Raw genomic sequence first — 18615 nt, forward strand, 5'->3', positions numbered from 1 at the left:
CCTTCCGACAAACGTAAAATATGATAAAAAAGTTATCACACTAGGCCAATGTCCTGCATACAATTCTAATGAATGATTGTATGGAGGAGGTTAGAAGGATGTCATTAGATAAAGATTTGCAGTGCAGAGAGATCTATACGAAGGCTGTCTGTGGCAAAGGACGCAAATTTTCGCAAGTAACTAACACGGTCACTCCGCCTCATGCTCCGACCAGTATTCTGGGTGCTTGGATTATCAACAACCAATACGATGCGGTAAAGTCGGGGGAAAATGTGGAAGTGGTAGGTACTTACGACATCAACATTTGGTATTCGTACGACCGGAATACCAAGACGGATGTCGCGAAAGAAACCGTTTCTTATGTGGAAGTGGTGCCGCTCCACTACCTCGATAAGAAGCATAAATCGTCGACGGCCGAAGTGGCGGCGGTCGCAACGCAAGAACCGAACTGCGTGGAAGCCAGCATCTCCTCGCACGGAGATAACGTGCTGATCCGCGTCGAGCGGGAGTTCAAGGTTGAAATGTTCGCCGAAACGAAGGTGTGTGTCGTTGTCTGCCCGAACGGCTGCGACGAATACGACGACAAGCATGTGGACTTCGGCGGGGTGGACGATGGCGATTTCGAGGATCTCGATCCCGATCTGCTTGATGAGGAATTGAACTGATATGTTGTTAATATATGCCGAACGGTTGCAGGTTGGAGAGGGCGTTTGCCCTCTTTTTTGTTGATCGAACCCAATTATTTTTGCCTCAAGAATAGGCAGGCATAAGCCACGAATGATGCTTAAATCCGAATGGAGGAATCAGCATGCGCGCATTTTTGCTGCACTCCGGCGAGCCGACGCTCGGTCTGCTGCTGGAGCGGCTTCGCATTCCGCACGGAACGAAAGCGCCGGAAGGAGGCGAAAAGCCGGACGTTACGATTCATTGGGGCACCTATCATCCGGACCGCGGAGACAGAGAGGTGCTGCAACCGGTGAAAAGCATGCTGCTGGCGGCGAACATGCGCCGCGCTGCGGAGCTGTTGAAGCTGCACGGGATCGATTGTGTCCTGGAAAAACAAGAGGCAGACAGCGGAGTGCGTCGTCAAGACAGCCGCTGGTCGCACCGGTTCGTCGTACCAGTGTTTCATCTGCAGGCGCTCTCCCTGTTCCATAAGCCGCAGACTGTATTTTACGGAAGCCAGGCAAGGGAGAGCCTTGCGGCACGTGAAGAGAATGAAGACGATTATACGGAAATCGGGCGGGAGCAGCCGAGCTATTACGGCACCAAAGCGATGCGCGAAGCGGTAAAAGCGATCTATGCGCTCGGACTTGATTACGGCGTTGTAAGCGTCGGGGTCAAGCCGGACGGCAGCTTCGCGGTGCGCGGCGTGGAGGCAGCGCCGCTCTTGACTCCGCGGCTGGCCGAGCTGTTCGCGGAAGCGATGAACCGATATGGCGAGCTGACGGAAGAAGAGACGCCCGTGAAACGCGGGGACGTCATGCTGGGCGCGGACCCGGAGTTTCTGCTGCTTAACCGGCAGGGGAAGGTGGCGCTCGCCTCCCGGTTTGCAGAGAAGGACGGACCGTTCGGCTGCGATTCGATCGTCCTGCCCGGCCGAAGAAAACTATTCGCGCTCGCCGAGCTGCGTCCGCAGCCAAGCACGGATGTACGCGAGCTGGTCATTCATTTGCACCGGACGATGCAGCTTGCGGCCAAACGCATCTCCGATACCGAACTGATCTGGGTGGCGGGCGGCATGCCGGTCCGCGGTTTTCCGCTGGGCGGACATATTCATTTCAGCGGCGTAGAGCTGTGCAGCCGACTGCTGCGCGCATTGGACAACTATGTGGCGCTGCCGCTGACGCTGCTGGAGGGGGAGACGACGGGAGCGCGCAAGCCACGGTACGGATTTCCCGGCGACTTCCGCCGTCAGAAGCACGGCGGCTTCGAATACCGTGTGCTGCCAAGCTGGATGGTATCGCCTGCGGTGACGAAGGGCGTGCTGGCGCTGGCCAAGCTTGTGGCTGGGAACGACCGCGCGCTGAAGCAGCGGCCTTTGTCCGACCCGGAGGTTGTCAAGGCATATTACCGCGGCGACAAGGAGCGTATCCGGCTGCTCCTGCCCTCGCTCTGGAGAGATTTGGAGAGAATGCCGGAGTATGGGCGATATGAAAGCTATTTATTGCCGCTTCGGCGCATGATGCTCCGGATGAAATCGTGGAACGAGCGCGAGGATATCCGGCCCAAGTGGAAAATCTCTCCCTTCCGATAGAGGCTGGGAGTTCTCTAGCAATTCATGCTATAATGATGAAATGCTAGAGTAGCATGATACATATGGCAGCGAAACGTGAAGACGCAAGCAGGCAGTTGGAGGATGAAGCATGGCCAAATATACGCCAATGATCGAACAATATCTTTCTGTAAAGGCGCAGGTGCCGGACGCCTTTTTGTTTTTCCGTTTGGGCGATTTCTATGAAATGTTTTTCGATGACGCGGTTCTGGCCGCGCGGGAGCTCGAAATTACGCTGACCGGCCGCGAAGGCGGTGGGGAAGAGCGCATCCCGATGTGCGGGGTGCCCTACCATTCGGCGGAAAATTATATTGCGCGCTTGATTGAAAAAGGGTTCAAAGTCGCCATTTGCGAGCAGGTCGAGGACCCTGCGGAAGCCAAAGGCGTCGTGCGCCGGGAAATTGTCCGGATCGTGACGCCGGGGACGGTGATGGATGCCCGCTTGCTCAGCGAGACGGTGAACAACTATATCGTCGCGGTCGTCTTTTCCGGCGGCGGGTACGGCTTTGCCGCTTGCGACATTTCCACCGGCGAGCTGTATGTGACGCGGCTTTCGGGTTCGTTCGAGCTGCTGCTCGACGAGCTTAATGCTTACAATCCATCGGAGCTGCTCGGAAGCGAGGCGGTGCTGGAGCAAATCCGCGGCAGTTCGTCCGCTTGGCTGAAAACCGCGGTCATGACGCCGCGCGAGCCTGCATCCGGAGGCGGCTTTTCGCCGGAAGGACTGTTCCTGGAGCAACAGCTGGCGTCCTTGCCGGAAAGCGGCCGGGAAACGCTCGCGCTTCTGATGGGCTACTTGCAGGAAACGCAAAAGCGTTCGCTATCGCATATCAAGCATATCCGGGTCTACGAGCCGAATCAGTATATGGTGATGGACCCGTTCACCCGCCGCAATCTGGAGCTGGTGGAGACGGTGCGCGACCGCTCTAAGAAAGGGACGTTGCTCTGGCTGCTGGACAATACCGTCACAGCGATGGGCGGGCGGCTGCTCCGCCGCTGGATCGAGAAGCCGCTGATGAACGCGGCGCACATCAACGATCGCCTGGAAGCGGTGGACCGGTTGTATAACCAGTTAATCGTCCGGGATGAGCTGAAGCAGGCGCTCAAGGAAGTGTACGACCTAGAGCGCCTTACGGCGCGCATCGCGTACGGCAGCGCCAACGCGCGCGACTTGGTCGCGCTCAAGGTGTCGCTGCAGCAGGTGCCTGCGCTCCGTCAGCAATGTGAAGCAAGCGGCTCCCGCACGCTTGCGGCTTTGGCGGCGCGGATCGACCCGTGCCAGGACTTGATGACGTCGATTGCGGAAGCGATTGTGGACGAGCCGCCCGTCTCCGTCCGCGACGGGGGGATGATCCGGGCCGGGCTCAGCGGGCGCCTCGACCAATTGCGCGAAGCGAGCGCGAACGGCAAGCAGTGGCTTGCCGAGCTGGAGAAGCAGGAGCGGGAGCGGACGGGCATCAAATCGCTGAAGATCGGTTACAACAAAGTGTTCGGTTATTTTATCGAAGTGACCAAATCGAATTTAGCCCAGCTTGAAGAAGGCCGGTACGAGCGGAAGCAGACGCTGACCAACGCTGAGCGGTTCGTGACGCCGGAGTTGAAAGAGAAGGAAGCGTTGATCCTCGAAGCGCAGGAAAGCATGGTCGATCTTGAGTACGAGCTGTTCGTGGGTCTGCGGGACCAGATCGCTTCGTATATTCCACGTTTGCAGCAGCTGGCCGAGCTGATCGCGACCGTGGACGTGTACCAGTCGCTCGCTCACGTGAGCGCTTCGAACCGGTTCACCCGCCCGGAAATCGGTGACTTTTACGCGCTGGAAATCGAGGAGGGGCGTCACCCGGTTGTGGAAGCCGTGCTGGAGGACGGCGTGTTTATCGCCAACGAGACGAAGCTGACCCGCGAAGACGGCAACATGCTGCTGATCACCGGTCCGAACATGGCCGGGAAAAGCACGTACATGCGTCAGGTGGCGATGATATGCCTGATGGCGCAGATCGGCTGCTTCGTTCCGGCGAAGCGGGCGAAAGTGCCGGTGATCGACCGCATTTTCACGCGCATCGGGGCGGCGGACGATCTGATCGGCGGCCAAAGCACGTTCATGGTCGAGATGATGGACATTCAAGTGATGACCGAAAAAGCGACGGAACGAAGCTTGGTCATCATCGACGAGCTGGGCCGGGGCACCTCAACGGGAGAAGGAATGTCGATCGCGCAGGCGGTCATTGAATTTCTGCACGATAAAATCGGCTGCAAAACGCTCGTCTCGACGCATTTTCACGAGTTGGCGCATCTGGAAGAAAGCCTCGGCGGCTTGCGCAATTACTGCATGGCGGTCAAGGAAAGCGGCAAGCAGGTCACGTTCCTGCGCCGCCTGATCCGCGGGGCCGCAAGCACGAGCTACGGCATCTATTGCGCGCAAAGCGCCGGCCTGCCCGCCAGCATTATCGAGCGCTCTTACGAGCTGCTGCATACGTTCGAAGCGCGTACGGAGCTGCTGCAAGGCCAGCTTCAACCGGCGGCATGTGACGCGAATGGACAAGATGCAGGAGAACCCAAGCCGGAGGCTCCGAACGGAGCGGAGACGATTGCAGAAGCTTCCGCTTCGGATGCGCAAGCGGGCGTCCGTTACACCGTGGAAGCCACCGTCCCGGTCGCGCAGCTTCAAGCGGAGCGGCTGGATGCGGCAACGAAGGAGCCTGAAGTAGGGGACATCGTGCAGCTCAGCTTGTTCGCCGTTCACGAAGCAAAGCCGGAGAAGCTGACCAAGCGCGACTCCAAAGCGGACAAAGTACTGGAGCAGCTGCGCTCGGCCGATTTAATGAACATGACGCCGATGACGGCGATGAATTTCTTGTACGAGTTGAAGAAACAGCTGCCTAATTAAGTCTTATCCAATACTTCGAGAAGAGGAACCGTTGATGAATACTTCCAAAAAATTTCCAAAATGGCGCAGACAAACCGTCTCGACGATGCTGGCGTTAACTCTGCTGATTCCTGCCGCTTCGCCGGTGTTCGCGGCAGATGCCAAGTTGCCGGCTGCCGAACGGATGGCCGAAGTGCTGGACGCGCTGGAGAAAAACCATGTAAGCGGACCGAAGGCGGACAAGCTCTCCGAAACGGGCATTCGGGCGATGGTTGAGTCGCTGGGCGATCCTTATACGCAGTATTTCACGGCGGAGCAGCTGCAATCGTTCGAGGATGCGGTCCAAAATCAATATGTCGGCATTGGCGTACGGGTAGGCATGGAGAAGGAAGGCGTATACGTGGCGGACGTATTCGCCGGTTCTCCGGCGAAGGAAGCCGGGATGCTCCGGGGCGACATCATCGTGAAGGTCGGTGACGATGCGACGTCAGGGAAAAAGATCGACGATGTGACGTCCAAAATTATGGGCCCGGTCGATACGGAAGTCCGCTTGCAGGTATTGCGCGACGGGCAAACGAAAGAGCTGACCGTCAAACGGAAAAAGGTACAGATTCCGACGGTCGTTGCCAAGCGGTTCCAGAACGTTGGATATATCAGCATCGCCAGCTTCTCCAGCGATGCCGCCGAGCTGGCCAGCAAGGAGCTGAGCGCACTAAAAGCGCAAGGCATCCAAAGTCTGATCGTCGATTTTCGCGACAATCCGGGCGGTTTGCTCGAAACCGCGCAGCAGCTTGCCCGCCTGTTCGTGAAGCAGGGAACGCTTATTCATACGCGCGACCGCAACGGCGTCGATCAGCCGGTTGAGTTCGCGAACGGGACGACGCAGCCGTTCCCCGTCTTTTTCATGGTGAACGGGAACAGCGCGAGCGCCTCGGAGGTGCTGACGGGAGCGCTGCAGGACTACGGCGCGATTACGGCGATCGGCACGAAAACGTACGGTAAAGGCAGCGTACAAAACGTCATTCCTTTGAAATCGGGCGGCGCAATCAAAGTGACGTTCGAGGAATACTTGACGCCCAAGCTGCGCAAGGTGAACCAGGTCGGCCTTGAGCCGGATAAAAAAGTCGAAGGCGCGATGGCGCAGCTGCTGACGGCGATTCGCGCCGCAGGCGCCAGCCGGATCGACTTGACGCTCGACCGGCGCAGCGCGACGGTGAACGGCACGGAAGTACAGGAAACGTTCGACGTTATTCGCGAGAATGGGCAAACCTATGTTCCGGCCCGTGTGCTGGCAGCTCTTCTGGGCGCGAGCGTTGAGTGGAACGAAGCCGCAAGATCGGTTCAGCTTGTAGCGGGAGATGCCAAAACTTCGTACACACCGGCTGCGGCCGATTTCGTGCTCAAGAACGGCACAGGCTACATTAACGCAGCGAAGACGGCCGCAGCCTTTAGCGGTCTGAGCTGGAAGGACGACGGCAAAACGTTGACGCTGGGCGCTAACTGAATGTCAGAACGGGCCCTGTAAAGCAACCGGATTCCGTTTCCTTGGCAGGACTCCGCTATGCGGAGAAGGTAGCGTCCGGAATCATGCCGTGCACGTATCTACTTTGATTGGCCGGACTTTTAAGGAGACCTGTTTATGGGTAAAATAAACATTTTAGAAGAGCATATTGCGAACCAGATCGCGGCGGGCGAGGTGGTCGAACGTCCGTCCTCCGTTGTGAAGGAATTGGTGGAAAACGCGATCGACGCAGGAAGCACGAGAATCGACGTTGCGATCGAGGAAGGCGGGCTGGAGCTGATCCGCGTGACCGATAATGGCTCCGGCATGGACCCGGACGATTGCGAGACGTCTTTCTTCCGTCATGCGACAAGCAAAATTGCGAGCACGCAGGATTTGTTCGCGATCCGCACGCTCGGCTTCCGGGGCGAGGCGCTGCCGAGTATTGCCGCGGTGTCGAAGGTAGAGTGCCTGACCGCGCCGGATACGAGCGGGCTCGGCTGCCGTTTTGTTATTGAAGGCGGCATCGTCCGGACGAAGACGGAAGCGACGGCTCCCCGGGGAACGGATATTGCGGTGCGGGAGCTGTTTTACAATACGCCTGCGCGTCTAAAATATATGAAGACGATCCAGACGGAGCTCGGACACGTGACCGATTTTATTTACCGGCTCGCGCTCGCGCATCCCGGGATCGCCTTTACGCTGAAGCATAACGGTCATACACTGGTGCAAACGCTCGGCAACGGCGATTTGCTTCAGGCGATCGCTGCGATATACGGCACAACCGTTGCAAAAGGCATGTTGCCGATCCGCGAGGAAACGCTCGACTACCGGCTGGACGGCTATATCGCCAAGCCGGAGCTGACCCGGGCGAACCGCGCCGGCATCTCGACGGTGATCAACGGCCGCTACATCCGCAACTATCCGATGGTACAGGCGCTGCTGCAGGGGTACCATACGCTGCTGCCGATCAACCGGTTCCCGGTTGCGGTGCTGCATGTGCAGATGGACCCGACGCTGATCGACGTCAACGTCCATCCGGCGAAGCTGGAGGTACGCTTCAGCAAGGAAGCGGAGCTGATGCAGCTCGTTGAGCGCGAGGTGCGCGAGACGCTCGGGAAGCAGCGGCTGATCCCGGCCGCAAGCATGCCGGCGGCCAAACGGCTGCAGGAGGCGGTCGTGCAGGAGCAGCTGGAGCTGTACCGGCCGCAGGCGCCGCAAGCGCAGGCGTCGGCTGCCGGGCAGCCCGCCGGGGCGCGGATGCCGGGCGCAGCCGCTCCCGCGGAGCGCTGGAGCGCATCGGCCCCGGCCGCGGGCACAGGCGCCGCCAGCGCCTCGCCGTGGGCGCAGCCGCCCGGCGGAGCGCCCGAGCGCAGCGGCAGCGACGCAGACGCTGGCGGAGCGCCGAGCGAGTCGGCGGCGGCCTCGGAGGCACTGCTGCGCGCGATGACGCCGCAGGCGGAGCAGCCTCCGGCGCTGCCGGATTTTCCGAAGCTGCACCCGATCGGGCAGCTTCACGGCACGTACATCGTCGCACAGAACGAGGAAGGACTGTTCCTGATCGACCAGCATGCGGCGCATGAGCGGATCAATTATGAGCATTATTACGAAAAATTCGGCAATCCCGCGGAAGCGAGCCAGGAGCTGCTTGTGCCGCTGACATTGGAATTCACCGCGATCGAAGCGGCGAAGCTGGCCGACCGCTTGCCGCAGCTGGAGCAGGCGGGCGTCTATCTGGAGCCGTTCGGCGGGGCTTCGTTCCTCGTTCGCGCGTATCCACATTGGTTGCCTTCGGGTGAGGAGCAAGCGCTTATCGAAGAAATGATCGAATGGCTGCTCGGCGAGAAGAAGCAGATAGACATCGGCAAGCTGCGCGAAAAAGCGGCGATCATGTGCTCCTGCAAAGCTTCGATCAAGGCGAACCAAAGCATCGGTCTGCTGGAAATCGAGACGCTGCTCGACCGGCTGGCAGCCTGCCGCAATCCGTATACGTGTCCGCATGGAAGACCTATTGTCGTGAGCTTTTCGACCTACGAGCTGGAAAAAATGTTTAAAAGGGTGATGTAGTTGTTCGTTACCACCTCCTATGACCCGAATCCTGCGCAGCTGAGCGAGGCGGAGGCGCTGGCGCGCGCGCTTGGCGGGCGCTGTATCCGGCGGCGGCGGATGACGCTGGCCCAGCTGCGGGAGCGGTACGGGGACGAGGATATTTTGCTGATCTCGAAACAGCGGATCGAATACCATCACGAACAGCGGCTGCCGCTGTTTTTTCATCCCAGCACGGCGGCGGTCCGGATCAAAAGGCTGCTGAACGGCGAGACAGACCCGTTGCTGGCGCTGGCCGGCGTTCGCCCAGGGGACCGGATTATCGATTGTACGGCGGGGCTCGGCTCGGACGCCATCGTTTTCTCGTTTGCGGCGGGACCCGAAGGAGCGGTGACGGCGCTGGAAACGGCGCGGGTACCGTGCTTTTTATTGGAACAAGGTCTTAAGACCTACCATTCGGAGGTGCCCGGATTGAACGAAGCGATGCGCCGCATAGAGGTGATCCGTCAGGATCATACCGAGTATTTGCGTGCGCTGCCGCCGAACAGCGCCGATCTGGTGTACTTCGATCCGATGTTTCGCAAGCCGATCACGGAATCGACCTCGATCAAGGCGATCCGCGGCATAGCCGACGACCGGGCGCTGACGGAAGAAGCGGTGGCGGAAGCGCGGCGGGTCGCCCGGCGGGCGGTCGTGATGAAGGAGCACCGGGACAGTCAGGAATTCGACCGGCTGGGCTTCACGGAGGTGCACCGGTCTTCCACCAAAATAGCTTACGGAGTGATAAGATGCTGACAGAGACGGACCGGCATCGGCCGAAGCTGCTTGTGCTGGTCGGCCCGACCGCCGTCGGCAAAACCAAGCTGAGCTTGACGCTGGCCGAAGAATACAACGCGGAAATTATTTCCGGAGATTCGATGCAGGTATACCGGGGGATGGATATCGGTACGGCCAAGGCTTCGCCGGAGGAGCTTGCCCGGGTCAAGCATCATATGATCGACATTCACGACCCGGATCATCCGTTTTCGGTTGCGGAATTTCAAGAAGGGTGCGTATCGCTGATCCGGGATATCGATTCCTGCGGAAAGCTGCCGTTTATTGTTGGAGGAACGGGCCTTTATGTCGAATCGGTTTGCTACGACTTCCGGTTCAGCGAAGGTGGATCGGACGAGGCTTTTCGCGCGGAGCAGGAGGCTTACGCTGAAGCTCACGGCGCGGAAGCGCTGCACGAGCGGCTGCGCCAGATCGATCCGGAGTCGGCGCAGCGTCTGCATCCGAACGACAGGCGGCGCATTATCCGGGCCCTTGAGATTTTTCATATGACCGGAGACCGGCTTTCCGACCAGCTTAAAACGCAAAAAAAACAGACCCCGTACGAATTGTGTATCGTCGGGTTGACAATGGATAGAGCTTTACTATATAAACGTATTGAAGAGCGAATCGATCTCATGCTGGAGCAAGGGCTGGTCGAGGAGGTTCGGGGGCTTCTGGCGAAAGGTTACGGACCATCGCTCGTTTCCATGCAGGGGCTCGGCTATAAGGAGATTACGGCGTACTTGCAGGGAGAGTATTCTTTGGAAGGTGCCGTCGATTTACTGAAGAAGAACACGCGTCATTTTGCAAAACGTCAGCTTTCCTGGTTCCGGCATATGAAGGACATCGTTTGGGTGGATATGAGTGAAATGGAAGAATTTACTACCCAACTGGACCAGATTCGTGCTATACTAGCAGACAAGCTAACATTTGGCGTTAACCATTTTTGAGGGGGCCCATTGATGAACAAGTCAATCAACATTCAGGACACGTTTTTGAACCAATTGCGCAAGGAGAACATTCCGGTTACCGTTTATTTGACCAATGGATTTCAAATTCGCGGCGTGATTCGCGCGTTCGATAACTTTACGATCATTATCGACAGCGAAGGACGACAACAGATGGTGTACAAGCATGCGATTTCGACCTTTACGCCGCAGCGTTCGGTATCGCTCATGCAGCAGGAAAGCAGCGCCGAATAGCGGATTTTTGGTTGGCGGCATAACTTGGAAGCGGAAGGAGCAACTTTTTCGGCTTCCCGTACGTCTATGGATACGAAGCATAAGAGCAACCCGTCTCGTTAGGGTTGTTCTTTGTTTAGTAAGCCTTGATGCAGGTTAAACAGGCTGTGCATTGTACACAGACACAGAAAGGAAGTCGGGGCATGACGGGAAGAAACAGCAGAACACCGGGCCAAGCACCGAAGGAGAAGAAACCGACATCATCCGCAAAACCGAAGAAAAAGAAGAAGAAGATTACCTTAGGCAAAGTTCTGGCATGGACGTTTGTTGTCGGCGCGCTGGCCGCCATTTGCGGGATGGGGGTATACATCTTCGTCTTGGTGAATGGAGCCAATATCTTAAAAGCCAATCTCGACAAATTGAATTTCAGCGAAGCATCGATTATTTACGACGTGAACGAAAAGGAAGCTGGCATTTTGAAGGTGGAGAACCGGGAAAATGTCGACAAGGCCGAGATTCCCGAGTTGTTGAAGCAGGCGTTCATTGCCACGGAAGACCAACGCTTTGAGCAGCACCAAGGCGTCGATTTGTTTTCCGTCGGACGCGCTCTCGTGAAGGATGTTGTCGCGCGAAGCATGGTTGAGGGCGGGAGTACAATCACGCAGCAGCTCGCCAAAAACGTATTTTTAAGCTCGGACAAAACGTTTTTCCGTAAAGCGACGGAAATGTCCATTGCGCTTGCGCTTGAGAGAGAAAAAACGAAGGACGAAATCATAACGTATTACTTGAACCGGATTTATTTCGGCAACCGGGCGTATGGCGTGAAAGCCGCTTCCAAAGCGTATTTCGGGGTTTCCAATCTGAATGACTTGAAGCTGTGGCAAATGGCTACGCTCGCGGCCATGCCGAAAGCGCCGAACACGTATAATCCAATCTCGAACCCGGATAAATCGAAGGATCGCCGGGCAGTTGTACTTAAGCTGATGGAGGAGCAGGGCTACATTACGGAGGCCCAGCGCGCCGAAGCCGCTGCCGCAGAGTACGCGCCTCAGGCGAATACGGCCAAATCGCAGTACCAGACGTACATCGATTACGTCCTTAAGGAAGCGCGGGATATGTATAAGATCGAGGAAGACGATTTGCTGCGGGGCGGGTACAAAATTTATACGACGCTTGACCCGAACGCCCAGCAAATTATGGAGCAGACGTATGCGAACGACAAGCTATTTCAAAAGGATGGACCAGAGCAGAAAATGCAGAGCAGCATGGTCATCCTGAACAATGAGGACGGCGGTATTGTCGCGATGATCGGAGGCCGGGACTACGTTGCCCGCGGATTGAATCGCGCAGTCGCTCAGCCGCGGCAGCCGGGCTCGTCGTTCAAGACGCTTGTCGCTTTTGCGCCGGCCATCGAATCGGGCAAGTACAATCCTTACAGCAGGCTGCCCGACGTGCAGAAATCGTATAACGGTTATTCGCCCCGCAACTACGACGGGGTATACCGCGGCGAAGTGAGCATGTTCGATGCGGTCAAGAAGTCGATGAACCTTCCGGCCGTCGACCTTTTGAACCAGATCGGTGTCAAGACAGGAATAGATTTCGTCAAAAAATTGGGAATTGAGCTCGATGAGAAAAACGACCGAAATCTGGCGATTGCGCTTGGCGGATTGAATAAAGGCGTAACGACGCTCCAAATGGCGCGGGCCTACACTGCCTTCCCGAACAACGGAAATTTGTCAACCGCGCACGCCATTACCAAAATTGTCGCAGGCGACGGCAAGGTTACCCCGTTTAAAGGAGAAACCAAGTCCGTCATGAGCGCCAAGACGGCTTGGTATATGACCCAGCTCATGCAGGGCGTCGTCGAACCGGGCGGTACCGGAACAGCGGCGAAGTTCAATCGCCCGGTGGCAGGCAAGACGGGTTCCACGCAGCTCGATATTAAAGGGCTGGAAAAATACAACCGTGACCTGTGGTTCGTCGGTTATACGCCGGAATGGACGGCGGCCGTGTGGATGGGCTTCGATAAAACGGATTCGAAGCATTATGTTTCGATGAGCAGCGGCAGCGCTGGGGTTATTTTCAAGGAGGTCATGCAAAAAGCACTGGCCAAACGCCCGATGACCTCCTTCAAGCGGCCGGATGACGTCAAGGATCTAACCGCGCCTCCGAAAGGAATCGCCGATTTGAAGGCCGAGCATGTTGTGATGGGCGGGAATTCGAAGGTACAGCTCCGTTGGAGCGGCGTTGGCGACAATATTACGTACCAGATCTTCCGCAAAGACAGCAAGATGTCCGACTTCCCGGCAGAGCCATTAGAGAGTACGACGATGACGGACTTTTCGGAGTACATTTCTCAACCGGATACGTATGAATATGTCGTAGTGCCTTACAACGCCGAGAATAATACGACCGGTGGGCGCTCGAACGTGGCGACGGTCAAGGTCGATGTGGTCGGCGGGAATCCGCTCGACCCGCTGCACCCGGGAACCGATCCGAACGGCAAGCTTGACCCGAATTCGCCGGGAGGCAAACCTGGAACGAATCCGTCGGGAACCGGACAACCGGGGAACGACGGCACGGGAACCGATCTGCCGGGCCAAGGACAGCGTCCTGACCAGGATGGCGGAAATGGGACGGACGCTCGCCCCGGAACGGAACAAGGTACGAAGCCCGGAACAGGGCAGGGCGGAAGTACACGACCCGGTGGCGAGACTACGCAGCCGGGAGGAAGTGCCGGAGCAGGAGCGGGGACGGGACGCCCAGCAACGAGCGAAGCCGGAACCGATACAAGGACAGGAACGGGAGGCGCCAACGCTACCGGAGGCGCGAACTCCGGCGCGCAGACGAACGGCAACAAGGGCCAAGGAGCCTCCGGAACGGGAGGCGGAAAAAGCGGTCCAGGAACCATCAAAGGCACGGACGCGGCAACTGAGGGCTCTTCCAGAGGCGGCGGAGCAGCGGGAGGCACGACCGGTTCCGGCGCTTCGACAGGAACGACGGATAGAGCCGGCGCCGATTCCGCTCCGGCAGGATCAACGACACAGACGGGACGATAATGCGATCGTGTTGTCCCGCTGTGTGGAAGGATTTTCATTTTTCCGGAAGCTCGTAGTATAATAAAGCATGGTTAAGGCTGGTTTGTATAAATTTTGACTTAAATGGAGTTGAAATCGATCCGATGAATGCAGAAATGGTAAGAAAAACGGCAAAATGGGCATGCGCCGCCGCGCTGCTCGCTATGATTACGACGGGCTGCGGCACGAAGCCCGCTCCAGAAGCCCAGAAAGAGCCCGCGACGAACAGCAACCAGACTGCCGAGCAGACGAACGGTGAATCCGGAGGGAAAACCGGCACCGGGCAGGCCGCCAAAAAATCTTGGTCGTCTCCGCCCGCGATGTCCATCGATCCGAGCAAATCGTACAAGGCGACGGTCACGACGTCCAAAGGCGCATTTACGATTGAGCTGTACGCCAAGGAAGCGCCGAAGACCGTAAACAACTTCGTATTTTTATCCAAGGAAGGCTTCTACGACAACATTTCGTTCCACCGGATCATCAAGACATTTATGATCCAGACGGGCGACCCGCTCGGCAATGGTACTGGCGGCCCCGGCTATAAATTTGAGGATGAGCTGAAAACGACGCACAAATACGAGCCGGGAATCGTCGCGATGGCCAATTCCGGGAAAAATACGAACGGCAGCCAATTCTTCATCTGCTCCGGCGAGGACTGCAAATCGTTGAACCAGCGCCCGAACTACACCATTTTCGGTAAAGTGATTGAAGGCATGGATGTTATCCAAAAGATCGCCGAGACCCCCGTTAAGCAGGGCAGTGAAGCGTCTCCGAGCGTTCCGACCGAGAAAGTGACGATCCAATCGGTCGCGATTACCGAGAAATAAATTGACAGCAGCGTGGCATGCCACGCTGCTTTTGCGTTGACCGGCATTCGTTTGGGCGGCCGGTTTAAAATTTCGGAAACGCCGTTGAAATTTGAAACGAAACTCCCTTGTCTCACGTCTACTAAGAAGAGAGTCCAAATGATCAAGCAGAGTTTGAAAGCTCGCTCGCCTAAGGAGAAGTATCGATCATGCCGAATCATGAACCGCGTGTTTGCTTGCTGCTGCATGGATTTACCGGCGGACCGTTTGAACTGGAGCCGCTTGCGGATTATTTGCGGCTGCAGGGCTATGTTTGCGTGCTTCCTACACTTCCGGGTCATGACGCAGGACTGCGGATGATGCGCGGCGTTCATTGGCAGGACTGGCTGAATGCCGTTGCAGAGGAAGCGGACCGGCTAAGCAGGCAGTACGGTATGATCGACGTGGTCGGTTTTTCAATGGGCGGTCTACTGTCCGCTTATGTGGCTAACCGTTTTCCGGTCCGCCGACTCGTGCTGCTTAATGCGGCGGTTATTTATGTGAGTCCGGGAAGGTTTGTCCGCAATTTGGCGCAGCGTGTCCGCATCTGGCTGCGTGAGCCGTGGGAACGTCCGAAAAGCGTACCGCTTTCGGCGCTCGTTCAGTTCACGAAGCTGGTCCGATTTGTGAAGCAGCAGGAGCTGCCGCGAATTATGGTGCCGACGCTCGTCGTCCAAGGGAAACAAGACCAAGTCATTCACCCCTATAGTGCCCGGTATATTTATGACAGGCTCCGGGGCGAGAAGGAACTGCTCTATATGCCGCATTCCCGCCATATGATTTGCTTGGAGCCCGAAGCTCCTCAGCTATTCGCGGCCGTTGCGCGCTTTTTGGACTCATCGAATGAACAGCATAGGGGAGTTTGAGTTGAAAGCTACAGGGTTCAATCATGTGACGATTCGCGTATCTGATTTGTCCAAATCGTTGTTATTTTACGAATCTTTGCTGGGAATGAAGCTTGTTCATCGCAGCCGGTTCGACGTTTATTTGGAATGGGGAAGCGCATGGGTATGTTTGGTCGAACGAAGCTATGATTATTCGGAGAGGTTGAGTTATGGCGTCGACCATATTGCATTTTCTATAACGGAAGAAGATTTCCACGACGCGGCAGCCGAGCTGCAGCGGGCAGGGGTTCCCATCGTCAGGGGACCGCTGGAGCGGGGAGGCGGGTACAGCATCAACTTTCTCGATCCGGACGGTACCGAGCTGGAGCTGTTTACAGGCAGTTTAGCGGAACGTATGAAGGGGTGGTCTTGATGACCGGGGTAAACCGCGTAAAACCGATTGCTCCGGGGCTTCGCCGTACCGTCAGCAAGCTGTTCCGATTCATGCTCGCTGTGGGCGCTGTGGCGCTTTTATGGGTCGGTTTCATTCAATGGCGGATGGCTACGCTGCCGGACGAGAAACTGCCGCCGCACGACGTTGGAATCGTGCTGGGAGCGGCCTTATGGCAAACGACGCCGAGTCCGGCGTTAAAGGAACGGCTGGACCGTGCGGTCGAGCTGTACCAAGCCGGTGTTATCCCCCGCATCATCGTATCCGGCGGCTACGACCGCGCGGATTCGCAGCTGACGGAGGCGGAGGGGATGCGCAACTATTTGGTGGAGAAAGGAGTGCCGAGCGCATCCATTTATTTGGAAAACGAAGCGCGCAGCACGTTGCAAAATATGCTTTTCAGTCAAAAGATCATGCAGGATCACGGCTGGACTTCGGCGGTTATCGTCACGCACCGCTATCATGCGGTACGTGCGCTCGATATGGCGCGCTTCCTGGGGTACGAGTCCCCTTCCGTATCGCCGATGGACTCCAGTGTGCTTACGATGGCTTGGCACAAGAGCAGGGAAACGCTCGCGTTCACGAAATGGCAGTGGGACAAGATGCGGTCCGTATTCGGATACCGACCGTTAACCTGAATCTGGCGGGTAATGTAAGGCGGAAGCGGTTTATTTTCCGGGGACAAGCTGGTATAATGTAAGCTACGATCTCCAGGTGCGAAGGAGTTGATTGCATTGCCTTTCGGAAACATCGGTATCGGAGGACTTCTTCTGATTGTCATCGTGCTGCTGCTGCTTTTCGGCCCGTCCAAGCTGCCGGAGCTCGGAAGAGCCTTCGGTCGTACGCTCAGTGAATTCAAGGAATCGACCCGCGGCCTCGTGTCCGGGGATAAAGACGATAGCAAGCCGCAGGACGATAAGAAGGCCTGATCGCTCGCGCAAACTCCCTCTACCATATGCTCGTTATGAGCTAAAAATAGAGGGAGTTTTTTTCGCAGCCCGTTTTTACGGCTAAAGGCTATTCGTTGGCTTGGTACGATAATGATAGGCGAAAAGCTTCTCATAGCCTGCTCCCGAGTAAAGCCGGATGGCCGGGGCATTGTCTGCGATCACCTGCAAATATAAGCGGTCCGCTCCTTGATCCCGGCTCCAACGCGCCAACTCGTGAACGATGCGCTTGCCGATGCCTTGACCGCGATGGTGCGGATGAACGACGATATTGATGAAGCCGGACCATCCGTCTTCAGCGACGGCCGTTCCCATCCCGACGTATTGGTCGCATTCCATAATGCTTACATAGGCGGTCGGGGCCTCAATTCGGGAGAAGAGGATATTGTAAAATTCCAAGAGTTCGGGGCGAAGCCCTCCAATGTCGAAAACTGCTCCAGCCAAGAGGCGTCAGGCGACGGTTGGACAACGGCGCGCAGCGAATTTCCGTACACGGGCTCCGTTCGCCGTATCGCTTGACTCACGTCCGTCGTCAACATGAGGCTCGGCGTTTCTTTTACATATCCCCGGCGTTCAAGGCATGCGTCCAGCCCGGAGGGCGAAGCTTCGCTGATATGAAAGCGCGGAGTCAAGCGATGGCTCATATAGAATGCTTCCGCATCGGCGATCGCCTTTTCATCTCCGGTCCATTGCTCCCTACCGTCAATGGTCCATACGCTGTTCGCACGCTTCGTCACCCCATCAGATGCCCGCAGAATCCAGCCTTTGCAAGGCTGTTCCAATTGAGCCGGCCATGTCCGCAAAGCCAATCGTTCAAGGAGGCGGAACATCGATCGATCTTGTAGTGCCTTCATTTGTCCTCGGGCCTCCTTTTACAAGGAATTTTATTATAAATATACATATAAATGAATAAAAATTCAATTCTTTTATTTTTTACAACCCGCATTTCGCATGTCAGTAAATGAAAATGAATAATAACAACCGCTGATGCGGTTCAAGAGAAACTGTTTTGGGCTTGGAGGGAGAATGGTTGCCTAAATTCGACATCATTCCCCTTCTTTCGACAGCGGATTATCATACGGTGTCTGTATGGACTTAGCGGCATGTGATTTCGACACGATTCGCGGTGTAGATGGTCATGTCGTACCCCGCCATTTCCACCACCCGGCAGGCAAGATCATCTGCATTGTCCGTCAGCACGCGTTCTGTTCGGTCTGCATATCGAATTAGCAGCACTTTGATTTGCTGCAGCATGACAAGCAAGACTTGACCTGTCGGCTTGTAATCCCGGCTTCGGCCGGGGATTCGGAATGGCTTGTCTTGCTTGTCCAGCTCTTGACGGATGCGGTACTCCAAAATGCCGTATAGCAGCAGGGCCATCACCAGTACGATCCCGAGCGCGGCGATTCGATCCGGTGTTTTAAGATAGATGCCATCCACGAGCTGCGGGTCTTTCAACAGACGAAAGCGCGTCTCGGCGGCATCCTGTCCCTTGTACGCGCGAAGCAGGTCCGTATCCGAATAGCCCGATGTTTCGGCATTGCTGATCAGGACGAAGGTGCTGAGCAGACGTTTCTCCGCTTCCACCGCGGCTTCGTCTCGAAAAAACTGTTCAAGCTTCGGCACATATACGGTTTCCATAGACAAAGGCTCTTCCTTTTTCGGACGTCCTCGGCCGGTTCGCTTGGCTGGCCGCGTCACCGTTTGGACACCCAACTTCCACTGAAACCATGCGCTTCGCTGTTCGCTATTGAATCTCTGAATCGCTTGCCAAGCATCCGATTCGCAGTGG

The 18615-nt window shown here is 56.7% G+C and carries 16 protein-coding genes and 1 pseudogene; 14 read left to right on the top strand and 3 right to left on the bottom strand.

Annotation, left to right across the window (positions count from 1 at the left end):
* Positions 1–98 precede the first annotated feature (98 nt).
* The 14 genes from BLO51_RS01660 to tatA all read left to right on the top strand — a co-directional run bounded on the left by BLO51_RS01660 (position 99) and on the right by tatA (position 16805).
* Positions 99–665 carry an outer spore coat protein CotE gene (locus BLO51_RS01660; RefSeq protein WP_090666113.1) on the top strand — a complete coding sequence of 189 codons (567 nt, stop codon included), beginning with the start codon at positions 99–101 and terminating at the stop codon, positions 663–665.
* Between the two features lie 143 nt (positions 666–808).
* Positions 809–2257, top strand: coding sequence for a putative amidoligase domain-containing protein (locus BLO51_RS01665; protein ID WP_090666115.1), 1449 nt, complete (start codon positions 809–811; stop codon positions 2255–2257).
* Positions 2258–2366: 109 nt separating this feature from the next.
* Complete coding sequence (gene mutS / locus BLO51_RS01670) at positions 2367–5159, top strand: DNA mismatch repair protein MutS (RefSeq protein ID WP_090666117.1); 2793 nt, start codon at positions 2367–2369, stop codon at positions 5157–5159.
* 34 nt (positions 5160–5193) lie between these two features.
* The gene (locus BLO51_RS01675) at positions 5194–6642 is read left to right on the top strand and encodes a S41 family peptidase (RefSeq protein ID WP_090666119.1); all 1449 of its coding nucleotides are present in this window, start codon (positions 5194–5196) and stop codon (positions 6640–6642) included.
* Between the two features lie 135 nt (positions 6643–6777).
* Positions 6778–8706 carry a DNA mismatch repair endonuclease MutL gene (mutL, locus tag BLO51_RS01680; protein WP_090666121.1) on the top strand — a complete coding sequence of 643 codons (1929 nt, stop codon included), beginning with the start codon at positions 6778–6780 and terminating at the stop codon, positions 8704–8706.
* Positions 8707–9480, top strand: coding sequence for a class I SAM-dependent methyltransferase (locus BLO51_RS01685; RefSeq protein WP_090666123.1), 774 nt, complete (start codon positions 8707–8709; stop codon positions 9478–9480).
* Entirely contained in the window at positions 9474–10448 is a 975-nt protein-coding gene (gene miaA, locus BLO51_RS01690; protein WP_090666125.1) for a tRNA (adenosine(37)-N6)-dimethylallyltransferase MiaA, read from the top strand. The genes BLO51_RS01685 and miaA overlap by 7 nt, the downstream gene beginning before the upstream one ends.
* Before the next feature lie 12 nt (positions 10449–10460).
* Positions 10461–10700 carry an RNA chaperone Hfq gene (gene hfq, locus BLO51_RS01695; protein WP_025844310.1) on the top strand — a complete coding sequence of 80 codons (240 nt, stop codon included), beginning with the start codon at positions 10461–10463 and terminating at the stop codon, positions 10698–10700.
* Positions 10701–10882: 182 nt separating this feature from the next.
* Positions 10883–13738 carry a PBP1A family penicillin-binding protein gene (locus BLO51_RS01700; protein ID WP_090666127.1) on the top strand — a complete coding sequence of 952 codons (2856 nt, stop codon included), beginning with the start codon at positions 10883–10885 and terminating at the stop codon, positions 13736–13738.
* 134 nt (positions 13739–13872) lie between these two features.
* Positions 13873–14583, top strand: coding sequence for a peptidylprolyl isomerase (locus tag BLO51_RS01705; protein WP_425415792.1), 711 nt, complete (start codon positions 13873–13875; stop codon positions 14581–14583).
* A 188-nt stretch (positions 14584–14771) separates the two neighbouring features.
* Positions 14772–15467, top strand: coding sequence for an alpha/beta hydrolase (locus BLO51_RS01710; protein WP_090666131.1), 696 nt, complete (start codon positions 14772–14774; stop codon positions 15465–15467).
* A 1-nt stretch (position 15468) separates the two neighbouring features.
* Complete coding sequence (locus tag BLO51_RS01715) at positions 15469–15858, top strand: Fos family putative thiol transferase (protein ID WP_090666133.1); 390 nt, start codon at positions 15469–15471, stop codon at positions 15856–15858.
* Positions 15858–16514, top strand: a complete 657-nt coding sequence (locus BLO51_RS01720) for a SanA/YdcF family protein (protein ID WP_090666136.1) — start codon at positions 15858–15860, stop codon at positions 16512–16514. Before BLO51_RS01715 ends, BLO51_RS01720 begins: the two co-directional genes overlap by 1 nt.
* A 96-nt stretch (positions 16515–16610) precedes the next feature.
* On the top strand, positions 16611–16805 hold the full coding sequence (gene tatA, locus BLO51_RS01725; protein ID WP_090666138.1) for a twin-arginine translocase TatA/TatE family subunit: 195 nt from the start codon (positions 16611–16613) through the stop codon (positions 16803–16805).
* Positions 16806–16886: 81 nt separating this feature from the next.
* On the opposite strand, the gene BLO51_RS01730 is transcribed toward tatA, so the two are convergent.
* The 3 genes and pseudogenes from BLO51_RS01730 to BLO51_RS01735 all read right to left on the bottom strand — a co-directional run.
* On the bottom strand, positions 16887–17162 hold the full coding sequence (locus tag BLO51_RS01730) for a GNAT family N-acetyltransferase (RefSeq protein WP_245719486.1): 276 nt from the start codon (positions 17160–17162) through the stop codon (positions 16887–16889).
* Between the two features lie 5 nt (positions 17163–17167).
* On the bottom strand, positions 17168–17677 hold the full coding sequence (locus BLO51_RS28380) for a GNAT family N-acetyltransferase, cg3035/Rv0428c family (RefSeq protein WP_143006801.1): 510 nt from the start codon (positions 17675–17677) through the stop codon (positions 17168–17170).
* A 241-nt stretch (positions 17678–17918) separates the two neighbouring features.
* Positions 17919–18615, bottom strand: a pseudogene (locus tag BLO51_RS01735) (IS1634 family transposase); the annotation flags it as partial.

Source organism: Paenibacillus tianmuensis, from assembly GCF_900100345.1.
In the GTDB taxonomy this organism is placed as follows: Bacteria; Bacillota; Bacilli; order Paenibacillales; family NBRC-103111; genus Paenibacillus_G; species Paenibacillus_G tianmuensis.